Annotated in this window: 18 protein-coding genes, 2 pseudogenes and 1 riboswitch; of the genes and pseudogenes, 8 read left to right on the forward strand and 12 right to left on the reverse strand. The window is 68.5% G+C overall.

What is annotated here, in order from left to right; translation table 11 throughout:
- Nucleotides 1-358: 358 nt before the first annotated feature.
- From ACWCP8_RS33710 to dacB, 7 genes are all read right to left on the reverse strand, one after another.
- Complete coding sequence (locus tag ACWCP8_RS33710) at nt 359-1,549, reverse strand: thiolase family protein (protein ID WP_451120033.1); 1,191 nt, start codon at nt 1,547-1,549, stop codon at nt 359-361.
- Between the two features lie 111 nt (nt 1,550-1,660).
- Complete coding sequence (locus ACWCP8_RS33715; RefSeq protein ID WP_451120035.1) at nt 1,661-2,305, reverse strand: CoA transferase subunit B; 645 nt, start codon at nt 2,303-2,305, stop codon at nt 1,661-1,663.
- A complete protein-coding gene (locus ACWCP8_RS33720) occupies nt 2,305-3,087 on the reverse strand; it encodes a CoA transferase subunit A (protein ID WP_352267165.1) in 783 nt (260 codons plus the stop codon). The genes ACWCP8_RS33715 and ACWCP8_RS33720 overlap by 1 nt, the downstream gene beginning before the upstream one ends.
- An 89-nt stretch (nt 3,088-3,176) precedes the next feature.
- On the reverse strand, nt 3,177-4,940 hold the full coding sequence (locus ACWCP8_RS33725) for an FAD-dependent oxidoreductase (RefSeq protein WP_451120038.1): 1,764 nt from the start codon (nt 4,938-4,940) through the stop codon (nt 3,177-3,179).
- 14 nt (nt 4,941-4,954) lie between these two features.
- Complete coding sequence (locus ACWCP8_RS33730) at nt 4,955-6,916, reverse strand: maleylacetate reductase and hydroxyquinol 1,2-dioxygenase domain-containing protein (protein ID WP_451120040.1); 1,962 nt, start codon at nt 6,914-6,916, stop codon at nt 4,955-4,957.
- Between the two features lie 233 nt (nt 6,917-7,149).
- The gene (locus tag ACWCP8_RS33735) at nt 7,150-8,052 is read right to left on the reverse strand and encodes an AraC family transcriptional regulator (protein WP_352267162.1); all 903 of its coding nucleotides are present in this window, start codon (nt 8,050-8,052) and stop codon (nt 7,150-7,152) included.
- 348 nt (nt 8,053-8,400) lie between these two features.
- A complete protein-coding gene (gene dacB / locus ACWCP8_RS33740) occupies nt 8,401-10,023 on the reverse strand; it encodes a D-alanyl-D-alanine carboxypeptidase/D-alanyl-D-alanine endopeptidase (protein WP_451120041.1) in 1,623 nt (540 codons plus the stop codon).
- Nucleotides 10,024-10,463: 440 nt separating this feature from the next.
- Here dacB and ACWCP8_RS33745 point away from each other — a divergent pair, with 440 nt between their 5' ends.
- The 4 genes from ACWCP8_RS33745 to ACWCP8_RS33760 all read left to right on the forward strand — a co-directional run bounded on the left by ACWCP8_RS33745 (nt 10,464) and on the right by ACWCP8_RS33760 (nt 13,968).
- Complete coding sequence (locus ACWCP8_RS33745; RefSeq protein ID WP_352267160.1) at nt 10,464-10,949, forward strand: DUF2975 domain-containing protein; 486 nt, start codon at nt 10,464-10,466, stop codon at nt 10,947-10,949.
- On the forward strand, nt 10,949-11,170 hold the full coding sequence (locus ACWCP8_RS33750) for a helix-turn-helix domain-containing protein (protein ID WP_010981499.1): 222 nt from the start codon (nt 10,949-10,951) through the stop codon (nt 11,168-11,170). The genes ACWCP8_RS33745 and ACWCP8_RS33750 overlap by 1 nt, the downstream gene beginning before the upstream one ends.
- A gap of 309 nt (nt 11,171-11,479) precedes the next feature.
- Entirely contained in the window at nt 11,480-11,605 is a 126-nt protein-coding gene (locus ACWCP8_RS33755; protein WP_451120043.1) for a hypothetical protein, read from the forward strand.
- A gap of 1,405 nt (nt 11,606-13,010) precedes the next feature.
- Nucleotides 13,011-13,198: riboswitch (cyclic di-AMP (ydaO/yuaA leader) on the forward strand.
- 2 nt (nt 13,199-13,200) lie between these two features.
- Nucleotides 13,201-13,968: a transglycosylase SLT domain-containing protein gene (locus ACWCP8_RS33760; protein ID WP_382842399.1), complete on the forward strand. Its 768-nt coding sequence runs from the start codon at nt 13,201-13,203 to the stop codon at nt 13,966-13,968.
- Between the two features lie 221 nt (nt 13,969-14,189).
- Here ACWCP8_RS33760 and ACWCP8_RS33765 read toward each other — a convergent pair whose 3' ends face one another.
- Entirely contained in the window at nt 14,190-14,354 is a 165-nt protein-coding gene (locus ACWCP8_RS33765; protein WP_352267157.1) for a hypothetical protein, read from the reverse strand.
- Between the two features lie 184 nt (nt 14,355-14,538).
- Here ACWCP8_RS33765 and ACWCP8_RS33770 point away from each other — a divergent pair, with 184 nt between their 5' ends.
- Complete coding sequence (locus ACWCP8_RS33770) at nt 14,539-16,182, forward strand: GMC oxidoreductase (protein WP_451120046.1); 1,644 nt, start codon at nt 14,539-14,541, stop codon at nt 16,180-16,182.
- A 3-nt stretch (nt 16,183-16,185) separates the two neighbouring features.
- Here ACWCP8_RS33770 and ACWCP8_RS33775 read toward each other — a convergent pair whose 3' ends face one another.
- From ACWCP8_RS33775 to ACWCP8_RS33785, 3 genes are all read right to left on the reverse strand, one after another.
- The gene (locus tag ACWCP8_RS33775) at nt 16,186-16,665 is read right to left on the reverse strand and encodes a carboxymuconolactone decarboxylase family protein (protein WP_451120048.1); all 480 of its coding nucleotides are present in this window, start codon (nt 16,663-16,665) and stop codon (nt 16,186-16,188) included.
- Nucleotides 16,662-17,741 carry an NAD(P)H-dependent amine dehydrogenase family protein gene (locus ACWCP8_RS33780; protein WP_451120050.1) on the reverse strand — a complete coding sequence of 360 codons (1,080 nt, stop codon included), beginning with the start codon at nt 17,739-17,741 and terminating at the stop codon, nt 16,662-16,664. The genes ACWCP8_RS33775 and ACWCP8_RS33780 overlap by 4 nt, the downstream gene beginning before the upstream one ends.
- A 183-nt stretch (nt 17,742-17,924) precedes the next feature.
- Nucleotides 17,925-19,118 carry an MFS transporter gene (locus tag ACWCP8_RS33785; RefSeq protein ID WP_451120052.1) on the reverse strand — a complete coding sequence of 398 codons (1,194 nt, stop codon included), beginning with the start codon at nt 19,116-19,118 and terminating at the stop codon, nt 17,925-17,927.
- Nucleotides 19,119-19,192: 74 nt separating this feature from the next.
- Between ACWCP8_RS33785 and ACWCP8_RS33790 the strand changes: the two genes are divergently transcribed.
- Nucleotides 19,193-19,951 (forward strand): DeoR/GlpR family DNA-binding transcription regulator, encoded by a 759-nt coding sequence (locus ACWCP8_RS33790; protein ID WP_352267152.1) that lies wholly within the window; start codon nt 19,193-19,195, stop codon nt 19,949-19,951.
- 143 nt (nt 19,952-20,094) lie between these two features.
- On the opposite strand, the gene ACWCP8_RS33795 is transcribed toward ACWCP8_RS33790, so the two are convergent.
- Entirely contained in the window at nt 20,095-21,156 is a 1,062-nt protein-coding gene (locus tag ACWCP8_RS33795) for an ArsR family transcriptional regulator (RefSeq protein WP_451120054.1), read from the reverse strand.
- Between the two features lie 202 nt (nt 21,157-21,358).
- Between ACWCP8_RS33795 and ACWCP8_RS33800 the strand changes: the two are divergent.
- Nucleotides 21,359-21,559 (forward strand): annotated as a pseudogene (locus ACWCP8_RS33800) (hypothetical protein); the annotation flags it as partial.
- Nucleotides 21,560-21,635: 76 nt separating this feature from the next.
- Nucleotides 21,636-21,731, forward strand: a pseudogene (locus ACWCP8_RS33805) (sterol carrier protein domain-containing protein); the annotation flags it as partial.

Below are 21,731 nucleotides of genomic sequence, written 5' to 3' on the forward strand. Positions count from 1 at the left end.
CCTCAGTCTCAGCTGACCACCGTCGAGCTGCCACTCGAATTCGATCGCAATGACGAGGCCGGGAACTCTCGACGGCACCAGGGAGTCCTCTCTGCCGGACGTCTGGTACCGGTAGCGCGGAGTGCGAGGGAGCTGTGCCGAGGCGCCGCATCTTTGAGACGGCAGAGCGACGACGCCCACACGCTTCTCAATGGTGGCGCGGTGGCACACGCGGCCGAAACCAGCTCATGTGACTCGATCCAGTGGGGTACGCCCATCCGGGGGTGATGACCTCGCGCCCGCGGCACTCACCCGGATGCCCACCGTACCCACGACGCGGCCACCGCCATGCCGCGGTGCGCCGACCGCAGGGCTTGACTCAGCGCTCCAGGACCAGGGCCAGGCCCTGCCCGACACCGATGCACAGCGCGGCCAGACCCGTGCCCGAGCCCGCTTCGGCGAGCTGGTGGGCGACTGCTCCGGCGATGCGGGCGCCGGAGGCGCCGAGGGGATGTCCCAGGGCGATGGCTCCGCCCCTCGTGTTGAGGACGTCGGGGTCGAGGTCGGGCAGGGCCGCGAGGCAGCCCAATGCCTGGGCGGCGTAGGCCTCGTTGAGCTCGATGGTGCGCAGGTCCCCGAAGTCGCGCCCGGCCTTCGTCAGGGCCTTGCGGATGGCTTCCACCGGGCCCAGACCGAAGTACTGCGGCTCGATGCCGGTCACGGCGCCGGCCCGGATCCGGGCCAGCGGCTCACGACCGATCTCGGCCAGCCCGGCCTCGTCGGCCAGCAGCAGGGCTGCCGCGCCGTCGTTGAGGGGCGAGGCGTTGCCGGCCGTGACCGTACCGCCCTCACGGAAGACGGGCTTGAGGCGGGCCAGCGCCTCGAGGGACGTGTCGTCCCTGATTCCCTCGTCGCGGGGCAGGTCGACACCGTCGACGGGAACCACCTCGGTGTCGTAGGCACCGTCCTGCCACGCCCGCGAGGCCTTCTCGTGACTGGCGAGCGCGAAGACGTCCTGGGCCTCGCGGGTGATTCCGTACGTGTCGGCGATCAGCTCGGCGCTCTCACCGAGCGGGATGGTCCATTCCTCGGGCATGCGCGGGTTGACCATCCTCCAGCCCAGGGTGGTGGAGTACAGCTGCTGGTTGCCTGCCGGGAAGGCCCGGTCCGGTTTGGGCATCACCCACGGGGCGCGGCTCATGGACTCCACGCCGCCTGCCACCGCGATGGAGGCATCGCCGAGCGCCACTGCACGGGCGGCCTGGATGACGGCCTCCATCCCCGAGCCGCACAGCCGATTGACGGTGGCTCCGGGGACCGTGACGGGCAGGCCGGCCAGCAGTACCGCCATGCGGGCGACATCGCGGTTCTCCTCCCCGGCGCCGTTGGAGTTTCCGAAGAGCACGTCGCCGATGAGGCCCGGGTCCAGGGCGGGGCTACGGTCGAGCAGACCGCGCAGCACGCCGGCGGCGAGGTCGTCGGGACGCACTGAGGACAGGGCCCCGCCGTAGCGGCCGATCGGGGTACGGACGGCGTCGACGACGTAGACGTCCCGCAGGTACTCGTTCATCGGGACTCCTTGTGGTGGAGAGGGAGAATGGGGGGTGATGCCGGCCCGCCGGTCCGGGGCGCTGTCCAGGAGACTCGGCCGGCGGGCGATCAGGGGGTGGGCCGACCGCAGTCAGCCGATGGTGTCGGGCACTCGTACGCGCGCGGCGGTACGGCTGACGACGTCGTCCGCGCTGACGCCGGGAGCCGTCTCGACGAGGACGAGACCGTCCTCGGTGACGTCCAGGACGCCGAGGTCGGTGATGATGCGGTCGACGCATGCCCTGCCGGTCAGGGGCAGGGTGCAGGCCTCGACGATCTTCGGGCTGCCGTCCTTGGCACAGTGGTCCATCACGACGACCACCCGCCGGGCGCCGTGGATGAGATCCATCGCACCGCCCATGCCCTTCACCATCTTGCCCGGGATCATCCAGTTGGCGAGGTCCCCGGCGGCGGAGACCTGCATGGCCCCCAGAATCGCGGCGTCGATGTGACGGCCTCGGATCATCCCGAAGGACAGTGACGAGTCGAAGAAGCTCGCGCCCGGCAGCACCGTGACCGTCTCCTTGCCCGCGTTGATGAGGTCCGGGTCCACGTCCGCGTCGGTCGGGTACGGGCCGACGCCGAGGATGCCGTTCTCCGACTGGAGCACCACGTGCACCCCTTCGGCGATGTGCTCGGGTACCAGCGTGGGCAGTCCGATGCCGAGGTTCACGTAGTCGCCGTCCTGGATTTCGGCCGCCGCGCGTGCGGCCATCTCGTCCCTGCTCCAAGCCATCAGCGCCGCACCGTCCCTCGTGCCGGAGGCGCGGAAACAGTGCGCCGTTCGATCTGCTTGTCCTCGGCCTGTTCCGGCGTCAGTTCGACCACCCGCTGGACGAAGACGCCGGGGAGATGGATCTCGTCCGGGTCCAGGGCGCCGGGCTCGACCAGCTGCTCCACTTCGGCGACGGTGACGCGGCCGGCCATGGCGGCGAGCGGGTTGAAGTTGCGGGCCGAGCGGTGGAAAACGAGATTGCCGTGGCGGTCGCCCCTGGCGGCGCGGACGAGTGCGAAGTCGGTGGTGATGCCGTGCTCGAGCACGTGGCGCCGGCCGTCGAACTCGCGTATTTCCTTGGGCGGTGAGGCGACTGCCACGGTGCCGTCGGGTGCGTAGCGCCAGGGCAGGCCGCCGTCGGCGACCTGGGTGCCGACCCCGGCGGGGGTGAAGAAGGCGGGGATGCCGCAGCCGCCGGCCCGCAGGCGCTCGGCGAGCGTGCCCTGCGGCGTCAGCTCGACCAGCAGCTCCCCCGAGAGGTACTGGCGGGCGAACTCCTTGTTGTCGCCGACGTATGAGCCGGTGACACGGGCGATGCGACCCGCGGCGAGGAGGATGCCGAGGCCGCCGCCGTCCACGCCGCAGTTGTTGGACACCACGCTGAGCCCGCTCGCGCCGGTCGCGTACAGCGCCTGGACCAGCACATTGGGAACACCGCTGAGGCCGAAGCCGCCCACGGCCAACGATGCTCCGTCCATGACGTCGACCAGCGCCTCCTCGGCGGTGGCAACCACCTTGTCCATGTGCACTGCACTCCGTTCGGGTCCGGCAGATCGCCGGACCGGCGTCAGCCTCGGTTCGTGTGATCCTGTGTGGGGCCTGTGCCGTGCCGTCAACACTGGAGCACGGCTCTCAACGCGCCGAGCAGCTCGGCGCAGGCCGAGGAGTCGGCCTGAGGTGGCCCGGAGGACCGCCAGGCGATGTGTCCGTCCGGGCGGACGAGCAGGCAACCGTCCTCGGGCATCTCCGATGTGCGGCGCCACTCGCCGTACGCGTCGCGGCTGTTCTCCGAGCCGATGCGCACGCACGTCAGCGGAATTCCCAGCGTGTTCCCGCATTCGGCCGCGGCGGCCTCCCACTCGCCACCGGACAGCCCGGTCAGCACGGTGAAGGTGCCCTTGCCGACGACGTCCAGCGTGGACAGTCGGTTGCCGTCGCCGTCGACGAGCCAGGCGTGCGGCAGTTTCGCGCCGGGACGGGTCGAGGGCTGGTGGAACAACTCCGGGTCCCGTGCCCACACCTCGCCGGCGTCGCCGTCCGGGACGACGGCGGAAGAGACGTAACGCTGGTTCATCTCGACGCCGTGGGCGTTGAACTCGTAGTTCTTCAGCTGGATGGCCTCCTCCAGCGCCTGCCGCCGCTTGGTGCCGTCGGCCGTCTCGCTGCGGCACGCGGCGAGACCGCCGGCGATGTCGTCCTCCTCGCTGTACTCGTCGAGTCCGAGCGCCTGGAAGATCGGACCGAACTGGTCGCGGCTGAGGTTGGCGCGGTCGACGATCTGCTTGCCGACCGGCGCCCGCTCGGCGGTGTACGAGTCCAGCAGCCCCGGTCCGGCCTGACCACGGATGACCATGGCGAGCTTCCAGGCCAGGTTGTACGAGTCCTGGATCGAGGTGTTGGAACCGAGACCGTTGGACGGCGGGTGCCGGTGCACCGCGTCCCCGGCGCAGAAGACACGCCCGGCCGAGTAGGTCGTGGCGTAGCTGTGGTTGACCGTCCACAGCGAGCTCGACGTGATCTCGACGGGGATGTCCCGGTCACCGATGAGGTCGTGGACGATGTCCCGGGCGGTCTCCTCGTCCATCTCGGGTGGGGGCTGGTCGATGTCGTATCCCCACACCAGCAGCCACTCGTTCCATGGCCGCACCATGCGCACCAGGCCCATGCCGATGCCGCCCATATGGGCGCCGGGACGCATCACCCAGTACAGAACGCTCGGGCGGTGGGCCACGTGCCGGGAGAGGTCGGCCTTGAAGGTGATGTTCATGCTGCCGGCCTTGCCGCTCTGCCCGGCGATCGGCAGCCCGACCTGCTCGGCCACACCGCTGCGGCTGCCGTCCGCACCGATCAGATAGCGGGCGCGCACGGTGAACTCGTCTCCGCGCAGCCGGTCCCGGAGCCGGGCAGTGACTCCGTCGGCGTCCTGTTCCAGGCTGAGGAACTCGGTGTCGAATCGGACCTTGGCGCCCCGCTCCGCGGCGTTCTTCACCAGGATCGGTTCCAGATAGGTCTGCGGAAGGTCGATCATCTGCACGGGGCTGGCGGCGCCGTACTCCGTCGCCGTGTGCGGGCCGGTGCCCCAGCTGCGGATCCGGCCGATCTCCTCGCCGGCCAGGGCGGTGCACAGAACGGTGTCGCCCATGAGCTCGGCGGGGCTTCCGGCCGCGGCGGCTTCGGCGTCGACGCCGAGGTCGCGCAGCACCTCCATGGTGCGCTGGTTGGTGATGTGCGCGCGGGGGGTGTTGGCCAGCCAGCCGTACTTGGTGACCAGCAGGGTGCGGATGCCGTAGGTGGCCAGAAGCAGGGCCGCGGATCCGCCGGCGGGGCCGCTGCCGACCACGAGGACGTCGGTGTCGTAGGCGTGGGTCGATTTCATGGGACTGCTCCTCGTCAGCTTGCCGGTGCGTCGGCGATGCGGGCGATGCGGAAGGTGAACTGCAGGCTGCGCCACTCCCCGTCGACGGCGCGGCCGTCCGGGGTCGGGCCGGTGCGGGGCGCGAAGTCGATGACGAGTCCCTCCTTGACGCCGAACACGGTGTCGGAGTCCAGGTACGGGCCGCCCTTCACGAACAACTGGGTGATCAGGCGGCGGTGGCCGGGTGCGGAGATCATGAAGTGGAGGTGCGGGGCACGGTAGGGATGACGGTTGACGGCCTGGAGCATCTGCCCCACCGGCCCGTCGTCCGGGATCGGATACTCGGCCGGCAGGATCGTCCAGAAGCGCAGCCGACCCTGGTCGTCAGTGCGCAGGCGCCCCCGCAGCACCGGGCCTTCGTGCTCGGGCAGCTGGACGTCGTAGAACCCGTCCTTGTTGGCCTGCCACACATCCACGACGGCGTCCGGCAGGGGGCGGTCGTCCGTGTCGGTGATGCGGATGTCGGCCCACAATGGGGTGCCGGCGACACCCCGCGAGATGTCGGCGCCCTGTGCGGTCTCCGGGGGACCGTCCGTGTAGAACGGTCCGAGCACCGCTGACGGTGTGGTCTCGGGGGTGCGCGAATTGGTGAGCAGGTCGACGATGCTGGAGACCCCGAGCGTGTCGGACAGCAACACGAACTCCTGGCGGGTGCTCGTGCAGATCTGCCCGGTACGGGTCAGGAAGTCGACGGCGTGCTGCCACTCCGATTCGGTGACGTCGTTGCTCGTCACGAAGTGGTGCAGGTGCCGTACGAGGTCACCGAGCAGCTGCCCGACCCGCGGATCCGGTGCGTCGGCGAAGCTCGCCACCACCTGATCGGTCAGGCGCTCCAGGTCCGCACTCGACTCGAGTGCCGGGGGAGCCTGCACCGCGGGAGCTGCCGGACGGTGGCCCCGCCAGGCGTCCTGCAGCAGGCTCTCGACGCCCTGGTACGTCAGTTCCCGGGGGTTCGGGTACGGCGTGGCGACGGCCAGCCGCGCGGCCTCCGGCAGATCAGCTTGCGCCATGCCCAGCTCGCCCAGCGAGGTGGGACCTCCCACGGAGGCGATCAGGTCGAACACCCCGCTCGGGGCGTCCGCCACGCCCAGTGCTTCGGCGATGCGGTTCATGACGTCCCGGGCGGCAGGGGCGTTGTAGGCCATGGCGTGCGGCAGGATCACCGTGTGTGTTTCGGCGTGCGGCAGTCCGAACGTACCGCCCAGTGTGTGGCACAGCTTGTGGTGGAGTCCCATGCCGACGGAGGCGAGGCAGGTACCGGCCAGCCATGCGGCATGCAGAAGGTCGGCGCGTGCCGCGGTGTCGGACGGCTCGGCGACGAGAGCCGGCAGGGCGCGGGCGATCCTGCGGACCGCGTCGAGCGCCATGCCGTCGATCACCGGGTTCGCCTGCGGCGAGTACAAGGCCTCCACGGCGTGGGCCAGGGCGTTGACTCCGCTGGTGACCGACATACCCACCGGCAGGTCACGGGTGAACTCGACGTCGTAGACGACGGTCTCGGGCAGAATCGCGGGCGAGGACCGGGTGATCTTGCGTCCGCCCTGCGTCTCGCCCAGTACGGGTGTGACCTCGGAGCCCGCGTATGTGGTGGGAAGGATCAGCTGCGGGAGATCGGTGCGCAGCGCCAGTGCTTTGGCCAGCCCTGTCGTGGAACCGCCGCCGACAGCCACCAGACAGTCGGCGGAGTGTTCCCGGAGTACGTCGAGCGCTCGCTCGGTCACCTCCACCGGGGTGTGCATCGCGGCACCGTCGAACTCCGCCACGATGAGGTCCCCGAGGACATCACGCACTCGGGCGGCGGCCTTGGCCACCGGCGGGCTGAACAGGAGCAGGACGCGGGAACAGCCGAGCCGCTCGACTTCGTCGCGGACCTGGCCGACTGTTCCGGTGCCGAAGATGACCCGCGAGGGGTGGGAGGTGTGGACGAAGTTCCTCATCGCTTTCCGCCTTCGCGTGTGCCGTGGGTCCCTGGATGTCTGTCACCGAGTGTCGGGGCCGTGGACCTCCCGTTTCCTGCACGTTTCGCGCGTATCTTCTGCCGGAACGGCGCGGCGCCATGGTGGTGAGAGGGACCGCGGACGGGTTTGAGCCACACCGGAAGGCGGCACAGGGGCGCATGCGGCGGGGCGGGCAGGAGTGATTGCGTCGGCGAGGGACGCGGAATCGAAGGTCAGCAAGCCCGACGGAAGGCCGCAGGGGTCGTGCCCAGCTTGGCGCGCATCACGCGTGTCAGGTGCTCCTGGTGGGAGAAGCCGCAGCGGGCGGCCAGGTCGGCGATGGGCATCGTCGTGGTGCGCAGCAGCCGACGTGCGTGGTCCAGCCGCAGTTGGAGCAGGAACTGGTGGGGTGACTTCCCGGTGCTGGCCCTGAACTGTCTGCTGAACTGGCTCGCGCTCAGACCGGTGGCCGAGGCCAGCTCGGCGACGGGCAGCGGCTCGGAGATCCGTGTCTCCATCAACTCGCGTGCGGACATGAGCTGCTGGCTCGTCAGTCCTGACGACGCGCTGTCGCGGTCCACGGGCCGGCCGGCCGCGTGTGCCCGGGCGAGCTGAGCAGCGAGCGTGCCCACAAGGTGATCCACGTAGGTACGGGCGGAGGGCTCCCGGAGCCGTACGACGCCGTCCAGAGCCAGGACGAGTTGCTCGATCAGCGGATCGGAGCTGCCCAGCTCCTCGGCGAGTTCCACCGTCCCGCCCTCACCTTGTGCTTCCTGCAGGACCGAGTCGCTGAGGTACAGGTGGACGGTGTCGAGTCCCCCCTGGAGTTCCACGTCCAGCGCGCGGCCGGCGGGGTGGAGGAAGATCCCCCCGGCCGGAATCCGCTGGGCCCGCATCGACCGGCTGATTCGGCGCCGGACGGTCACCGGGCCGCCCAGGTGCAGGATCAGCAGGTGGGTGGGCGCAGCGTCGAATGCGGCGTGATAGGGCTGTTCCCGCTGGGTGGAGACGTACACGTGCTCCCAGCCCAGTCCTGAGCTGGTCCGCTCCGGGCTCACCCCTGGTCGGCGCAGGATGCCAGTGGTGTCGAGGAGTCCCAGCTCAGGCATCGTTTCGCCCGAGGTCGAAAGTCCCATGCGATTCTCCCGTGCGGTCCGCGCCGTATTAGTTTATTTGAATGTTGGATCATTGTGATGTATTCCCTGCCGGGCCGCCCGCGCCCTCCCGCTGATCCGGTCGGCCTTCGGTGAGCGACTGCCGAGTCGCACAGGCTGCCCCCGCCGGCGGCGGCCCCTTCTGACCTGAAACCCGACGTCAGCACCCCTGATCACCTCTCGCGTGCTGAGCCGCGCCGGCAGGCCGGCAACGGCAACAGGTGAGGGGCGGGGTGGGTCCCCGCTCTTCACCTGATCCGGTCGACCTCCGGCCGGATCAGGCCGGCGCTCGCGGATCCGTGCGCTGTCCTCGAGTACCCCGCCCGTCGCTCAGCAGCTCGCGGGCTTCGTCCAGGAGCATTCGAGGTCGGTGCGCCCGGACTGCTCATCCCTGGCAGCGGGCGCATCGGTCGAGGGACGGTCGGAACGGGCCGTACCTTGTGGCTGCTGTGCGCCCTTCACGCTGTAGGCGGCGAGCGCCGCTCCGACCGCATCCTCGATGTTCTTGACCGAGCTCGCGACGTAGTTGTTGCTGACGAAGCTGAAGACGAGCTTCCGGCCGTCGGCGTCCGTGACATAGCCGGAGAGCCCCGACACGCCGGTCAGCGAGCCGGTCTTGCCGTGCAGATTGCCCGCAGCCGAGGTCCCGCACATCCGGGAGCGCAGCGTTCCGCCGGTCATCCGGTCGGACACGCAGGCGATCGGCAGGGCGTCGTACCACTCCTGGAACCACGGTTGATGGCGTACGGCGACCAGCAGTTCGGTGAACTGCTCGGTGGACACCACGTCCATCCTCGACAGACCGGAGCCGTCCATCTGACGCAGGGCAGCGGGGTCCAATCCGAGGGTGCGCAGGTGGTCGGCGATCGCCGACAGCCCGGACGACCAGGTTCCGCTGCCCTTCACCTCGTAACCGATGGTCTTGACCAGCACCTCGGCATGGTTGTTGTTGGACAGCTTCAGAAACGGCGTCAGAAGATCCTTCAACGGCATCGACGGATGGGAGGCCAGAGTCGTGGCACCCTGCGGGACGGCCTTGCCCAGCACCGTCCCCCGGGTCACTTTCACTCCGTGTGCGGCCAGCGCGTCCGCGAAGACGGCGGCCGCATAGCCTGTGGGCTCCCACACGCTCGTCCAGGATGTGGCTGGTGCGCTTCCGACGGGGATCTTGCCGCTGACCACGATCGTGTTGCTGCCGTGCATGCGATCGACGGTGATCGCACGGCTCTCACCAGCGGCGACCGTGGTGGCACGGTTGTCGATGCGGACGTAGTCGTTGGACGGGGTGACTTTCACCGCGGCCGCTTCGCCGGACGCGGAGCCGGGGGTCACCGAGAGGAGCACGGTGCCCGCGTCGTAGTCGGTGTCCGGGGCCACCGTCAGCGGAGAGATCTGCGACGAGTAATAGGCCGACTCGTCGTCGGCCGCCCAGGACGCGCCGAGCCGGCTGCTGTCGAACCGGGTGTCGTCGGCAACCAGTCGGCCGGTGAACCGGCGGATCCCCGCTGCGGCGACCGTGGCGGCCAGCCGGTCGTAGTCCTCGGCCAGCATCGTGGGGTCGCCGGTGCCGCGAAGATACACGTCGCCCTGGAACACCGACCCGTGGCGGGAGCCGTCCGCGAGTACATCGGTGCTGAACCGGTAGTCGGGGCCGAGCAGCGTCATGGCCGCGGTCGACGTCAGAAGCTTGGTACTGGATGCGGGTACCAGGCGGCCGTCTCCGTTGCGTTGATAGAGCGTCTGCCCGGTTTCGGCGTCGCTGACGACGACTCCGACCTGGGCGCCGTCCAGCCGGGTGTCGCTGAGAATGTGGTCAAGGGTCTGCGACAGGCCGGGCGCCGGGGTGTCGGCCCCGGCCGGCGCTCCTGAGGTGGCTGTCAGAGCCAGGCTTGCGGCGACGGCCCAGAGCAAGGCCCGATGGCGGAATCTTCGATGAGTCGTTGGCATGCGCATGGAAAGAGATGATCAGGCATCTGGATCCTCGGCGGAAGGCCTATGTCGTTCGGATCCAGGGGGCAACCCGGCCGGGGTGCCAAGGGGTGGCGGTCGGACGGAGGCCTGCTCCTGTCCGTAACCGGCACAGCTCACCGTTCCTACGGTGAACATGGTGGCTCCGGAGGGCATCTGATCAGTATTCAGGCGGCATTCACTGATTCAACCGGTCCGGAATGGGCCTTGTCCCGAGGGCTTCGGCGTAGTCGGGCGGCGTCCGATCTGTGCTCGAGCGAGGCCGACGTCGACAAGATCAAGACGGTTCGCGCGAACGCCATGCCATGGGAGGTGCGGCGGCGTCCCGCCACGGCGTGAAACCACCGCCCATCCTCCGTCCCAGCCCTTGCCTCACCTATCGAAATTCGATAGATTCCCATCGCGACTCGATGGAAGGATGGACCATGGGAAAGCTGACAGTGGGTGCGCTGCGCGCCGTGCTCGTGGTGGTGCTCGCCGGCACCGTGTTCGTACAGGCAGGGATGGTGTGGGCGTTGGCCACCGACCCGGAGGACGGGTCGCTTCCGCTGACCCCGCTGCGCGTGATCACGATCCTGGGCATGGTGTCGGCCCAGGTCGCCCTGGTCTGCGTATGGCGGCTGGTGACGATGGTGCGACGCGGAACCGTGTTCTCCCACACCGCCTTCCGGTACGTGGACGTCATGATCGGCGCGATCGTGGCGGCTTCCCTCGTGTGGTTCGCGGTCACGGTCCTCAATGCGCCGGGCCAGCGGGACGACCCGGGCGTCACCGTCATCATGGGCGGGGTTGGCGTGGCCATCCTGGGGGTCGCGCTCATGGTGCTCGTGCTGCGGATGCTGCTCGCCCAGGCCGTCGCGCGCGACGTCGAAGCGGCGAAGATGCAGGCCGAGTTGGACGAGGTGATCTGATGCCGATCGCCGTCGACATCGACGTGATGCTGGCCAGGCGGAAGATGTCCGTGGGCGAGCTCGCGGACCGCGTAGGGATCACTCCCGCCAACCTGGCGGTACTCAAGAACGGCCGCGCCAAGGCGGTGCGCTTCGCGACGCTCGCCGCGCTCTGCGAGGTGCTCAAGTGCCAGCCGGGCGACCTGCTGCGCTGGGAGGCCGAGGACGCCGCGGGCGGATGACGTGCCCCAGGACGGGCGTGAAAACGCCTGGCGCCACCGGCCCGTGACGCGGCACGTGGACCGCATGGACATGGATCGCCGATCACCCGTAGCACCGGCCTGACCCCGTTGAGCAGATTCCGGTTGACCTGCACCGCACCGTCCTGGTCGACGATCGCGACCTCCCCACAGCAACCCCCCGTCCGTCCAGCGCGGAAGGGCGGGGGTTCGTCGTTGGGCGGGCAGCCGGGGCTTCGCCGTAGTCGCTTGACGCCCGATTCGTGACAATCTCTCAGTTCGACGGGGTCAACCGGCTCCGCACCCCGCGCCATGGCGACCTGGCGCAACCTCGCCATCGGCGCCCTTCGCCTCGCCGGGGAAAGCAGCATCGCCGCCGGCCTCCGGCACAACGCCCGCGACGCCGGCCGACCGCTCGCCCTCCTCGAGCTCACATGATCATGAAACGGACGTCACGCGACTACGCCGAAGCCCTGGCCTTGCCCCCGGCTCCGTTGCGACGCACCTGATGCGCGACGGATTTTTTGCCGGGCCGAATGGATTACGAAGGCCGCGCAACGTGTGAACACAGCAGGCGTCAAGGGATGCACGCGAGCTCATGCCGACTTGCGGGTTTTGATTCAACACGGCGGTCTTCTCTGTTGAATCGACCGGCTTGGAAACGATTGTGGTGGAGGGAATCGAGTGGTGGAATGCGCGCCTCTCGACTCTGCGTCCACTGACTCTGCTTCCAGCGATCGCTGCATCAACACCGGGCGTCAAGTGGGGCGTTACCGTATCGCTCCCGGAGCAGGTGTGTTCACCGCCGGTTTCGATGCGCAGGATCAGGGTGGATTCAGATAGGCAGCCGAGGCGCGGACTGCCATCAAAGGGCTGTCCCGCAACGCCGGGCAAAGGTCTCGCTGCATTGCTACGACCGGCCATGTGACCGATTCCGAACTCCTCCGAGAACCGGACGGGCCCGAGGAGTACTCGTATCGAAGAGGACGAAGAGAGGGTTCCTGCGGAGCGCGCCCGCTTTGCCGAGAAGCTGAAGAAGATCGACCCAGCAGCCTTCGAGGCTACGTCGGGTTCATCTGGCCGGATCCCCTCGACCGCCGGCTTCAGCGATGGCGATCACGATCGTGTGCGCGTGGGTGTTGTCCGGTTTGGCCGTCCGGGACTGCAGGACGGCCAAGGCCTGCCGCTGCGCCTCGTCCGGACGGCCGGTATGCAGCAAGCCGGTGGCCGGGCGATGCTGCGCGGCGAGAGCGGCACGGTGATCAGCACCCAGGGCTCACCATCGCCATCACTTCTCTCGTGCTGCCGGACGGCCCCGGCGGGCGGGCAGGGCGTTTGCGCACCATGACGGGCACGCCGGAGGCGTACGGCACCTCCCGTGCCGGTCGGGGCGTCGTTCGCGTGAGCCTGCGTGACCCGGCCGGTGTGCGGCCACTCGTGTGCCGCAGCCGGTGTAGACGCGTGACGCGCTGTCGCGCCTTCCGCGAGGGACGTCCGTCCCGACGAGTCGAAGGCATCGCCCGCTTACCCGTAAATGTCTTAAATGTCCAATTTTTTGGCAATGGAGGGGAATTGCTCTCTATTGCCAGTGAATGCATGACTCGCACAAGTCGAGGTCTTGCGTGCCGGGCAAATCGCCCTTTTCGGGCCGAGTGGCGAGAGTCACTTTCCGGACACGCGGACGCGGCGGCGTACCGCTCGGTTCCCTTCTGCGCAAAGAAAGTTGGCTTCGCGGGCGGTGATGGATTGCCGATAATTCCCCGACTCGATCTTGTAAATGAATTGTGATCGAAAAGTGGGGGCTTGTTTAGGTCGGAGTTTCTCGCCTACGGTCACCGTCAATCCGGATGGAACGCCGAATCCTGCCGCCGTCCGGGAATCCGACCACTCACGTACGGCAGGAGCGGGGGACCCAGGTAAGCGGCCGATCCGGAATCCGGAACGGCTAGGGGTGAAGTCGTATTCCCATACGGCCAGGCAACTCCAGCCTGAACCCGACAGCTCACCTCGTAGGCGACGGAGAGGAATGCACCATGCCCGCAACGGGTAACCACCGTCGTCGTAGGCCCAGTTCGCTGACTCGCGGTTTCATCGCCGTGAGCGCGGGCGGAGCCGCTCTCGCACTTCCTGTGATCGGTGCGACCGCTGCCTCGGCAGCGCCGGCGCAGTCCGTCACCGCCGTCACAAATGCTGTGGCGCCCGCTGCGGCTCCTGCCAAGGCAATTGCCGCCGTGAAGGCTACGCCCTCCGTCTATTCCGTGATAGCCGGTGACACCCTTTACAAGATCGCTGCTGGGCATTCCGTGACCGGCGGCTGGCAGCAGCTGTACCAGGACAACCGTCAGGTCATCGGAGCCGACCCCGCCCGGATCCGCCCGGGCATGAAGCTGACCATCGGCGCCAAGGCCGGGTCCACGGCTGTCGAGTCCAAGCCGGCCGCGAGCAGTGCCGCTCCTGCCACTGCGAAGCCCGTGACGTACACGAACAACCTCGACGGCTGGATCAAGGAGTCGCTGGCCGTCATGGCCCAGCACGGCATCCCCGGCAGCTACGACGGCATCCACCGCAACATCATGCGCGAGTCCTCGGGCAACCCCCGGGCCATCAACAACTGGGACTCGAACGCCGCCAAGGGCACGCCGTCCAAGGGGCTCCTGCAGGTCATCGACCCCACGTTCAAGGCCTACCACGTGTCCGGCACGTCGATGGACATCTACGACCCGGTCGCCAACATCACGGCTGCGTGCAACTACGCCGCCGCCAAGTACGGTTCGATCGACAACGTGTTCGGGGCCTACTGACACCCGGTTGCGTTGATTCCGGTTCAGGAGTGACGGGTGGCGAGGGTCCGAGGGGCCCTCGCCACCCGTTCCTGTCTCCGCCCGATCAGGGGCATGGCCCGGTCATGCCCGAAACTCCCGCCCGAGTGCGGGCGTGCTCGCCTCGACGAACCCTGCGTGGAAGACGCCACGGGTGGCGACGTGGGGTTCGTCCCAGGTGATTTCCACCCCTGGCCGCGTGATCACCGGTAGCCGTCGAGTGCGCGGGCCCCGGGGTCGCGCGCGAAGCCGATCGTGGCGCGCGCGAGTGCGTACGTGATGCCGCGCAGACGGAAGCCCTTGCGGGTGACGAAACAGGTCACGGCCCAGACGCTGTCGTCGGTCCTGTCCTCCTGCCGTCCGGTCATGAGTCGACGCTCCGCGCCGGTCGAGCGGCACATCGCCGGGACCGGCCCGCTGCGCGCTGACGCCCGGCGTGGGCGTATCCGGGGTATGCCCCGAGCGGGCCCAAATTACCCACAGGTATGTAGTGACTTAACGCGCAAACGGCAGTAGAACCAGTTTCACTCTGTAGAGAGTGAGGCGTGTCACATGAGTGACTCTACCATGCATGATGCAGGCCCCAAGGGCGTTTCGCGTCGAAGGTTCATCACAGGAACTGGTTCTATTTTAGGGGCCGTGGCCCTTGCGGGTCACAGCACCCCGGCCCAGGCCGGGGTCGGCTCCGCAGCCGCTCCGATCGGCTCCGGGGCCCATGTCCCGGCCCTCGTGATCGGCACCGGATACGGCGGATCCGTCGCCGCCCTGCGTCTCGCCCAGTCGGGCGTCGACGTGCACATGATCGAAATGGGCATGGCCTGGGACACCCCCGGCCCGGACGGCAAGATCTTCGCCAACACGACCTCCCCGGACAGCCGGTCGTACTGGCTCCGCACCAGGACCAAGCAGCCCCTCAGCAACTTCCTCGGCTTCCCCATCGACAAGAACGTCACCCGCAGCACCGGGATCCTCGACGCCGAGGAGTTCAGCGGGATCACCGTCTACCAGGGCCGCGGCGTCGGCGGCGGCTCGCTGGTCAACGGTGGCATGGCCGTCACCCCCAAGCGCGAGAACTTCGGAGCCGTACTCCCGTCGGTGGATGCCGACGAGATGTACGGGATCTACTACCCGCGCGCCAACGCCGGGCTCGGCGTCGGCACCATTGATCCTGCCTGGTTCGAGACCGCCGCGTGCTACCAGTACGCCCGGGTCGGCCGCAAGCAGGCCCAGCGTGCCGGCTTCCCGTTCGTCTTCGTGCCCACCGTGTACGACTGGGACTACATGAAGCAGGAAGAGGCCGGAACCGTCCCCAGGTCGGCGCTGGCCGGCGAGATCCTGTACGGCAACAACTACGGCAAGAAGTCGCTGCAGAAGACGTACATCGACCGGATCAGGGCCACCGGCAGGGTCGCCATCTCGCCGCTGCACAAGGTCACTTCGGTCGCACCGGCGACAGGCGGCGGCTACACGGTCGTCATCGACCAGATCGACACCGGCGGTGCCACCACGGCCACCAAGACGGTGACCGCGGACCGGGTGTTCTTCGCGGCCGGCAGCGTGGGCACCAGCAAGCTGCTGGTCAAGCTGAAGGCCACCGGCGCGCTCCCCGGCCTGAACGACGAGATCGGCAAAGGGTGGGGCGACAACGGCAACGTCATGTGCGGCCGGGCCAACCATCTGTGGGACCCGACCGGCAGCCTCCAGGCGTCCATTCCCACCGGCGGCATCGACAACTGGGCTGCCGGTGGCGCGTTCGCCGAGGTCGCCCCGTTGCCCACCGGGATCGAGACGTTCGCCTCGTTCTACCTGTCCATCACCAAGAACCCGAACCGGGCCGAGTTCACCTGGAACGCCGCGACGGACAAGGTCGACCTGAACTGGCAGACCGCCTGGAAACAGCCGTCCATCGACGCCGCCAGGACGATCTTCGACAGGATCAACCAGAAGGAGGGGACGATCTACCGGACCGATCTCTTCGGTACCTACAAGATCTGGGGCGACCACCTCACGTACCACCCGCTCGGCGGCGCGGTGCTGAACCGGGCCACCGACAACTACGGCCGCCTGCACGGTTACTCCGGCCTGTACGTCATCGACGGCTCGCTGATCCCCGGCAACACCAGCGTCAATCCGTTCGTCACCGTCACCGCGCTCGCCGAACGGAACATCGAGAAGATCATCGCCACCGACCTGTGACGATCAACGGCCGGGCAGCGCGCACACGGTGTCGAGGCCCAGCACATGGTTGAGCCTGCCGAACGCCAGCCATGATCCGATGCTCATGCTCAGCTCCACGATTTCCAACTGGCTGTAGTGCGCGCTCATCCGGGACCAGAACGCGTCGTCGAGGTTGTGGTGATCGAGGACGTACCGCTCGGCGTATTCGGCGGCCAACCGGGTCCGGTCGTCGAAAACGTCGGTGGTACGCCACTGGGTCACCGCGTCGGCGAAACCCTCCTCGACCTTCACGCCGTCCCGTTCGGTCCGCCAGTCGAGACAGAAGACACACCCGTTGATCTGGGCGATCCGCAACCGCGCGGCTTCGAACTCCCGAAGTCCCAGGGTCGTATGGGCGTACACCGCCAGCGAGAAGTTCGATGCGGCGATCCCGATCCCGGGCACCATCTCGCCCCACACGTACTCGATCGCGTCCTTGCCCTCGGGGATGTCGATGTTCAAGGTTGTCTCCTTCCGAGCCTGCCGACTGCGGGGCGCAGCGGGACGTCGAGCGCGTCGTAGAGTCCTGGTTCCGCGTTCACGAGCCAGTCGATGGCGCTCACGAGCCGGCCCACCGCGGTGGCGTTCCCGCCCGCGGATCTGTTCTCGCCCTCGTCGGTGGCCTCGACCGTGACCTCGATGCGCGGGCGGCCCTCGATGATCACTCGATGCGCGCCGTCGCCGTCGGGCGGCGTCGGCCAGTCCGGTGCGCAGGAGGGGTGAATGCGCGTGATGTGCTCGATGACGATGCGGGGTTCGCCCCCGACGATGCCCTGCACTTCGAACCGCACCGCGCCCTGGGTGCCGGCCTCGAACGAGCCCATCGTCCTGGTGCTCACCGTGGCGTCGAGCGCGCGCCGGTCCAACGTCTCGCGGATGTCGTCGAGTTCGGCTCCCAGAGCCCTGGCCATCAGTCGTATCTGCCCACCCCAGACCATGGTCGGGACGGTCGGTGCGAGCATCAGCGGTTCGTACTCCATCGGCTGGCCCATGCCGACCAGGTACCGGACCGATTCCTCCTGCTCGTAGGTGGAGTAGTCGAAGATCTCCTGACAGCGGATCACGTCGACGGAGGTGCCGAGTCCGCTGATCAGCAACGGGAGTACGTCATTGCCCCAGCCGGGGTCGACACCGGAGACGAACAGCGAACCGCCACCGTCCGCGATGGCGGCCAGCACCGGATCCCGCAGCTCCGGCGGGGCGCCCAGCTGGTCGTACAGGGCGTACAGCGCGGGGGTGACGACCACGGCCCCGGCCCGGATCGCCCTGCCGATGTCGGCGAGAGCCTCGTCGGGGCGGATGTCGCCGGACGCGGCGTAGACCACGGCCCGGGGGCCGGTGGCCAGCACGGCATCGACGTCGTCGTTCGCCACGACCCCCAGCGGGCGACCGAGCCCACCGAGATCGCCCGCGTCACGTCCCACCTTGTCGGAGTTGTGGACGAGCACGGCGGTGAGTTCGAGCGCCGGGTGGGCCTCGACAGCGCGGATTGCGGCGCGGCCGACGTTGCCCGTGCCCCAGACAACCGTGGAAATCATGCGCGGAGGGTAGCGAGAGGGCCTATCAGTTCCTAGTGCCGTGACACGACGAGTTTGTCGGGCGGGACAGGGGAGTCGGGGCCTCACCGGGAAGCGGCTCGGGCTGCGCCCGCTACGTCGTCAGCGCAGTGGATACACCGCGGCACTGTGTGCTGCGCCCCGGGCTCGCGTGGTCGGTTCCGGTCAGGCCGCCTCGGCCTCCAGACGACTGGGAGCGGTACGCGGCGAGCGGAGTACGTGGGCCGAGCACACGGCCACGACGCAGAACCCGAGAGGCAGCAGAAAGGTCAGGTTGAGCGGCATGAAATGCGTCAGCGGGCCGATGACGGCGGGGCCGGCGAGCATGCCGAGATAGCCCAGGCCGGCGACGCGCGAGACATTCGTTCCGGCGGCGCTCGGATCGACGTTGCCTGCGGCGCTGAAGAGCTGGGGGATGCAGCCGGACAGTCCGGCCCCGAACACGGCCCAGCCGGCCAGGGCCAGCGGGATCCACGTGGAGAACGTAGCCGTCGTCAGACCGATCGCGGCCAGGGCCGCCCCGTAGCGGAGGATGGCCACCGGCCCGAAGCGCATGGCCACTCGGTCGGCCAGCAGTCGACCGACGGTCATGGCGGTCGAGAACGCACCGTAGGCGAGAGCGGCGATGGCGGCGGAGGCGTTCAGGACATCCCGCAGATGCAGAGTGCTCCAGTCGTTGGCCACGCCTTCGCAGAGCATGAGCATCAGCGCGAGCGCGGCCAGCGCCCAGATGCGGCGGGATGTCCGGTGCACCGGTTGCGTCACACCGGCGGGGGCCTCCGCGGCAGACGAGGGGGTGTGCTCGGCCGGCAGGAGCCCGCGGGCGGCGAGCGCGGCCACGGCGAGACCGAGAACGGCCACCGAGCCGAGCGTCACCGCCGGGCTCCAGCCCCAGCTGAGCGTGCGCGCGCCGAGCAGCGCGGCAAGGACGCCACCGATGGAGAACGTGGCGTGGAAGGCGGACATGACGGGACGTCGGTAGCCCCGCTCGACCTGGATGGCGTGGGCGTTCATGCTGACGTCCAGACAGCCGTTGCCGAGTCCGAGCAGCGCAAGTGCTGCTCCCAGTGTCCACGCGTCCGTGGCCAGGCCCGGCAGGATCACGGCTGCGCTGCACAGTGCTGCGCTGAGCGGTACGACGGTGCGGGCGCCCCACCGATCGGTGAGCGGGCCCGTGATCCGCATCCCCGCGAAGGCTCCCGCGCCGAGGAGCAGCAGCAGCCAGCCGAGCACGGCATGACTGATGCCCACGTGGCGCTCGACGGCAGGGATGTGGACGACCCACATCCCCAGGACGAAGCCGTTCAGGGCGAAGTAGACGGTAGTGACCAGTCGGCCGGTCCGCAGCGATCTCTCCATGCCGATGAACATAACGAACATTTCTGATGTTTGAAAGCTTGCGTTTTGAACATCGGTGATGTTCTATCGCTGATGTGGCGAGTACGGATCGACTGAGACGGATCACCGAGGCGGTACGCGGAGCGGGCAGTGCCGGCGTCGCGGAACTGGCCGCCCTGACCGGTGCGTCGGAGATGACCATCCGCCGTGATCTGGAGACCCTGGCCGAGCAGGGCATTCTGGAGCGGTACCGAGGAGGAGCGAGGAGCCTGCTGCTGCGCGGCGACGAACCCCCCTTCGGGCTGCGGGCGACGGAGGGACTGGAGGCCAAGCGACGCATTGCCTCCGAGGTCGCCGGGCTGATCGCCGACGGGGAATCCGTGGTCCTCGACAGCGGCACCACCTGCCTGGAAGTGGCCCGCGCGCTGGAACGCCGGCGCCTGACGGTCATGCCCCTTTCTCTGCACGCGGTGAACGCACTGACCGGAGCGCCGGACCTCACGCTGCTGGTGCCTGGCGGCCGCCCCCGGCGGGGCGAGCTCGCACTCACCGGCCCGCTCGCCGAGGCATCGCTGGCCGCCCTGCGTTTCGACACCGCGGTCATCGGCTGCTGCGGACTGAACGCGGCGAACGGCCTGACCGCGTACGACTTGGACGACGCCGCCACCAAGCGGGCCGCGATCGCATCGGCCCGCCGGGTCATCGCGGTCACGGACGGCGCGAAGTTCTCCCGTACCGCCCTTGCCTTCGTCGCGCCCGCCACCGCACTGCACGCCGTTGTCACCGACGAGACCGCGCCCGAGGGCGAGGTCGACGCACTGGCCGCGGCGGGCGTGCACGTCCGACAGGTATGACGTGGGCATCGGTTGAACGGCACGCGCCCCAGCGTTCCGTCTTGATGCTGTCCAGAATATGTGTGCTCGCCGCGTCGCGCGCACTGCGGAGCAGCAGGCTCTTCTGCCCGGTGGGCCGGTCACCGCTGCTCCACCGCACATGATTACTCGTGATCGAGATCCATTCCTGCGGCAGGCCTCGAAGTCCGACGACCGCCGCCATCGGCCCTGGCCCGGGTCGCGTTGGCGGCGAGCAGGGCCAAGCCGAGCGGCGTGAGCGTGTGCAGCACGGTGGTGGCGTAGCGGACGCTGGCGATCAACTGCGAGTCGCGCAGCGCCTGGGTGTGGAAGGTGACGGTGCCAGGGGATATGCCCAGAGAACGGGCCAGTTCGCTCCCGGTGGCCCCCGTGGCGGAGGCACGCAGCACAAGTGCACGAGTACGCCCCAGCAGCGTGGTCAGCGGGACCGCGTCGCCGTCGGCGTTGTCTGCCGTTGCGGCCACCCGCTCGTGGCGCATCGGGTAGACCAGAACGGGCGGTAACTCGGGGTCGGCCAGCACCACGGCTGAACCCCAGCAGAAGTACGAGGGCACCAACCGCAGTCCTCTGCCGCCCAGATGCAGGTCCGCGTCGACAGTGGGGTGGTCCGCCTCGAGGACGGGGCTGCGCCAGCGAAAGCCCGGACCCAGGCCGGACAGCATGTCCTCGACTCCTCTTCCCAGCAGGGAACGGGTGCGGAAGACCCGCTCGGCCTCGATGCGGGTGCGAATGGTCGCCTCGTGCGGCGCGATGAGCGCGTCGTAGTACGCCCTCAGCCCTGCGGTCAGCTCGTTCCTGTGTTCAGCGGCGGCCAGCCGAGTCAGTCCGCGCGGAGTCGCGGTCACCACTCTGGTCAGCTGATCGAGTTCGGCCGCCACCCGGGCGGACGGGGTGGCGCGGATGGCTTCGAGACCGGGAGAAAGCCCCTCGCTCGCGGCGGCGGGCGTGAGGAAATCCGGAAAGTAGGCGGCGCGCGGAAACAGTGGCAGCAGCAAATGCCGCACCGTACGCGCCAGTGCGGGATCGTTCAGCTTTTCGCAGGCGAAGCGCAGCCATGCGGCGTAGGTCCCGCGGCCGCGCTTGGTCTGGAGGCGGTGGAGTGAGGCCGCTGTCTCCCACAGGGGATCGGGCTCGGCGGTCAGGCGGGTCCGGCCGAGATCGGGTCCGGAGAAGTGAATGCGGAGCACAGTACTCCTTCACGTGAGGTGCCCGTTTCAACAGAGCTCGAACAAGGTAGCTGCCTGTGAACAGCGGTGGCAATCTCTGTGAAGGTGCGGTTCAACCGGCTTCACAATTCGGTGATTCGGTTGGATTGCGTGTTTCGGTATCGATCGAGAAGGGGAGAAAATGAAGCTGGCCAAGTTCTTTGCTGCCGCGGCTGTGGCTGGAATGTCCATTGCCGGTCTTGCGGCCCCCGCGAGTGCCACGGAGCACAATGGCGTGTGTGAGTCGGGCGAGTTCTGCCTCTGGTACAACCCGAACTATGCGAACGGCATCTGGGACATGTACTACGCGGACCTCAACCTCAACGACAACTACTTCATCGGCAACTCCGGTCAGCGGGTCGGCAACAACTCCGCCTCGGCCAAGAATCGGGACTCCCTGCGGTGGTACGTCTACTTCGGGACGAACAAGACCGGTACGTCCGGCTGGTACGACTCCGGTGAATCCGGCGGATCTGGCGCTTTCCGTACGGGAGCTGGGATCGGTGTACCTGGGCGGCGAATCGCTGGTCTCACTGGCACGGGCCGGGCGGGTACAG

Source organism: Streptomyces sp. NPDC002206 (assembly GCF_053593595.1).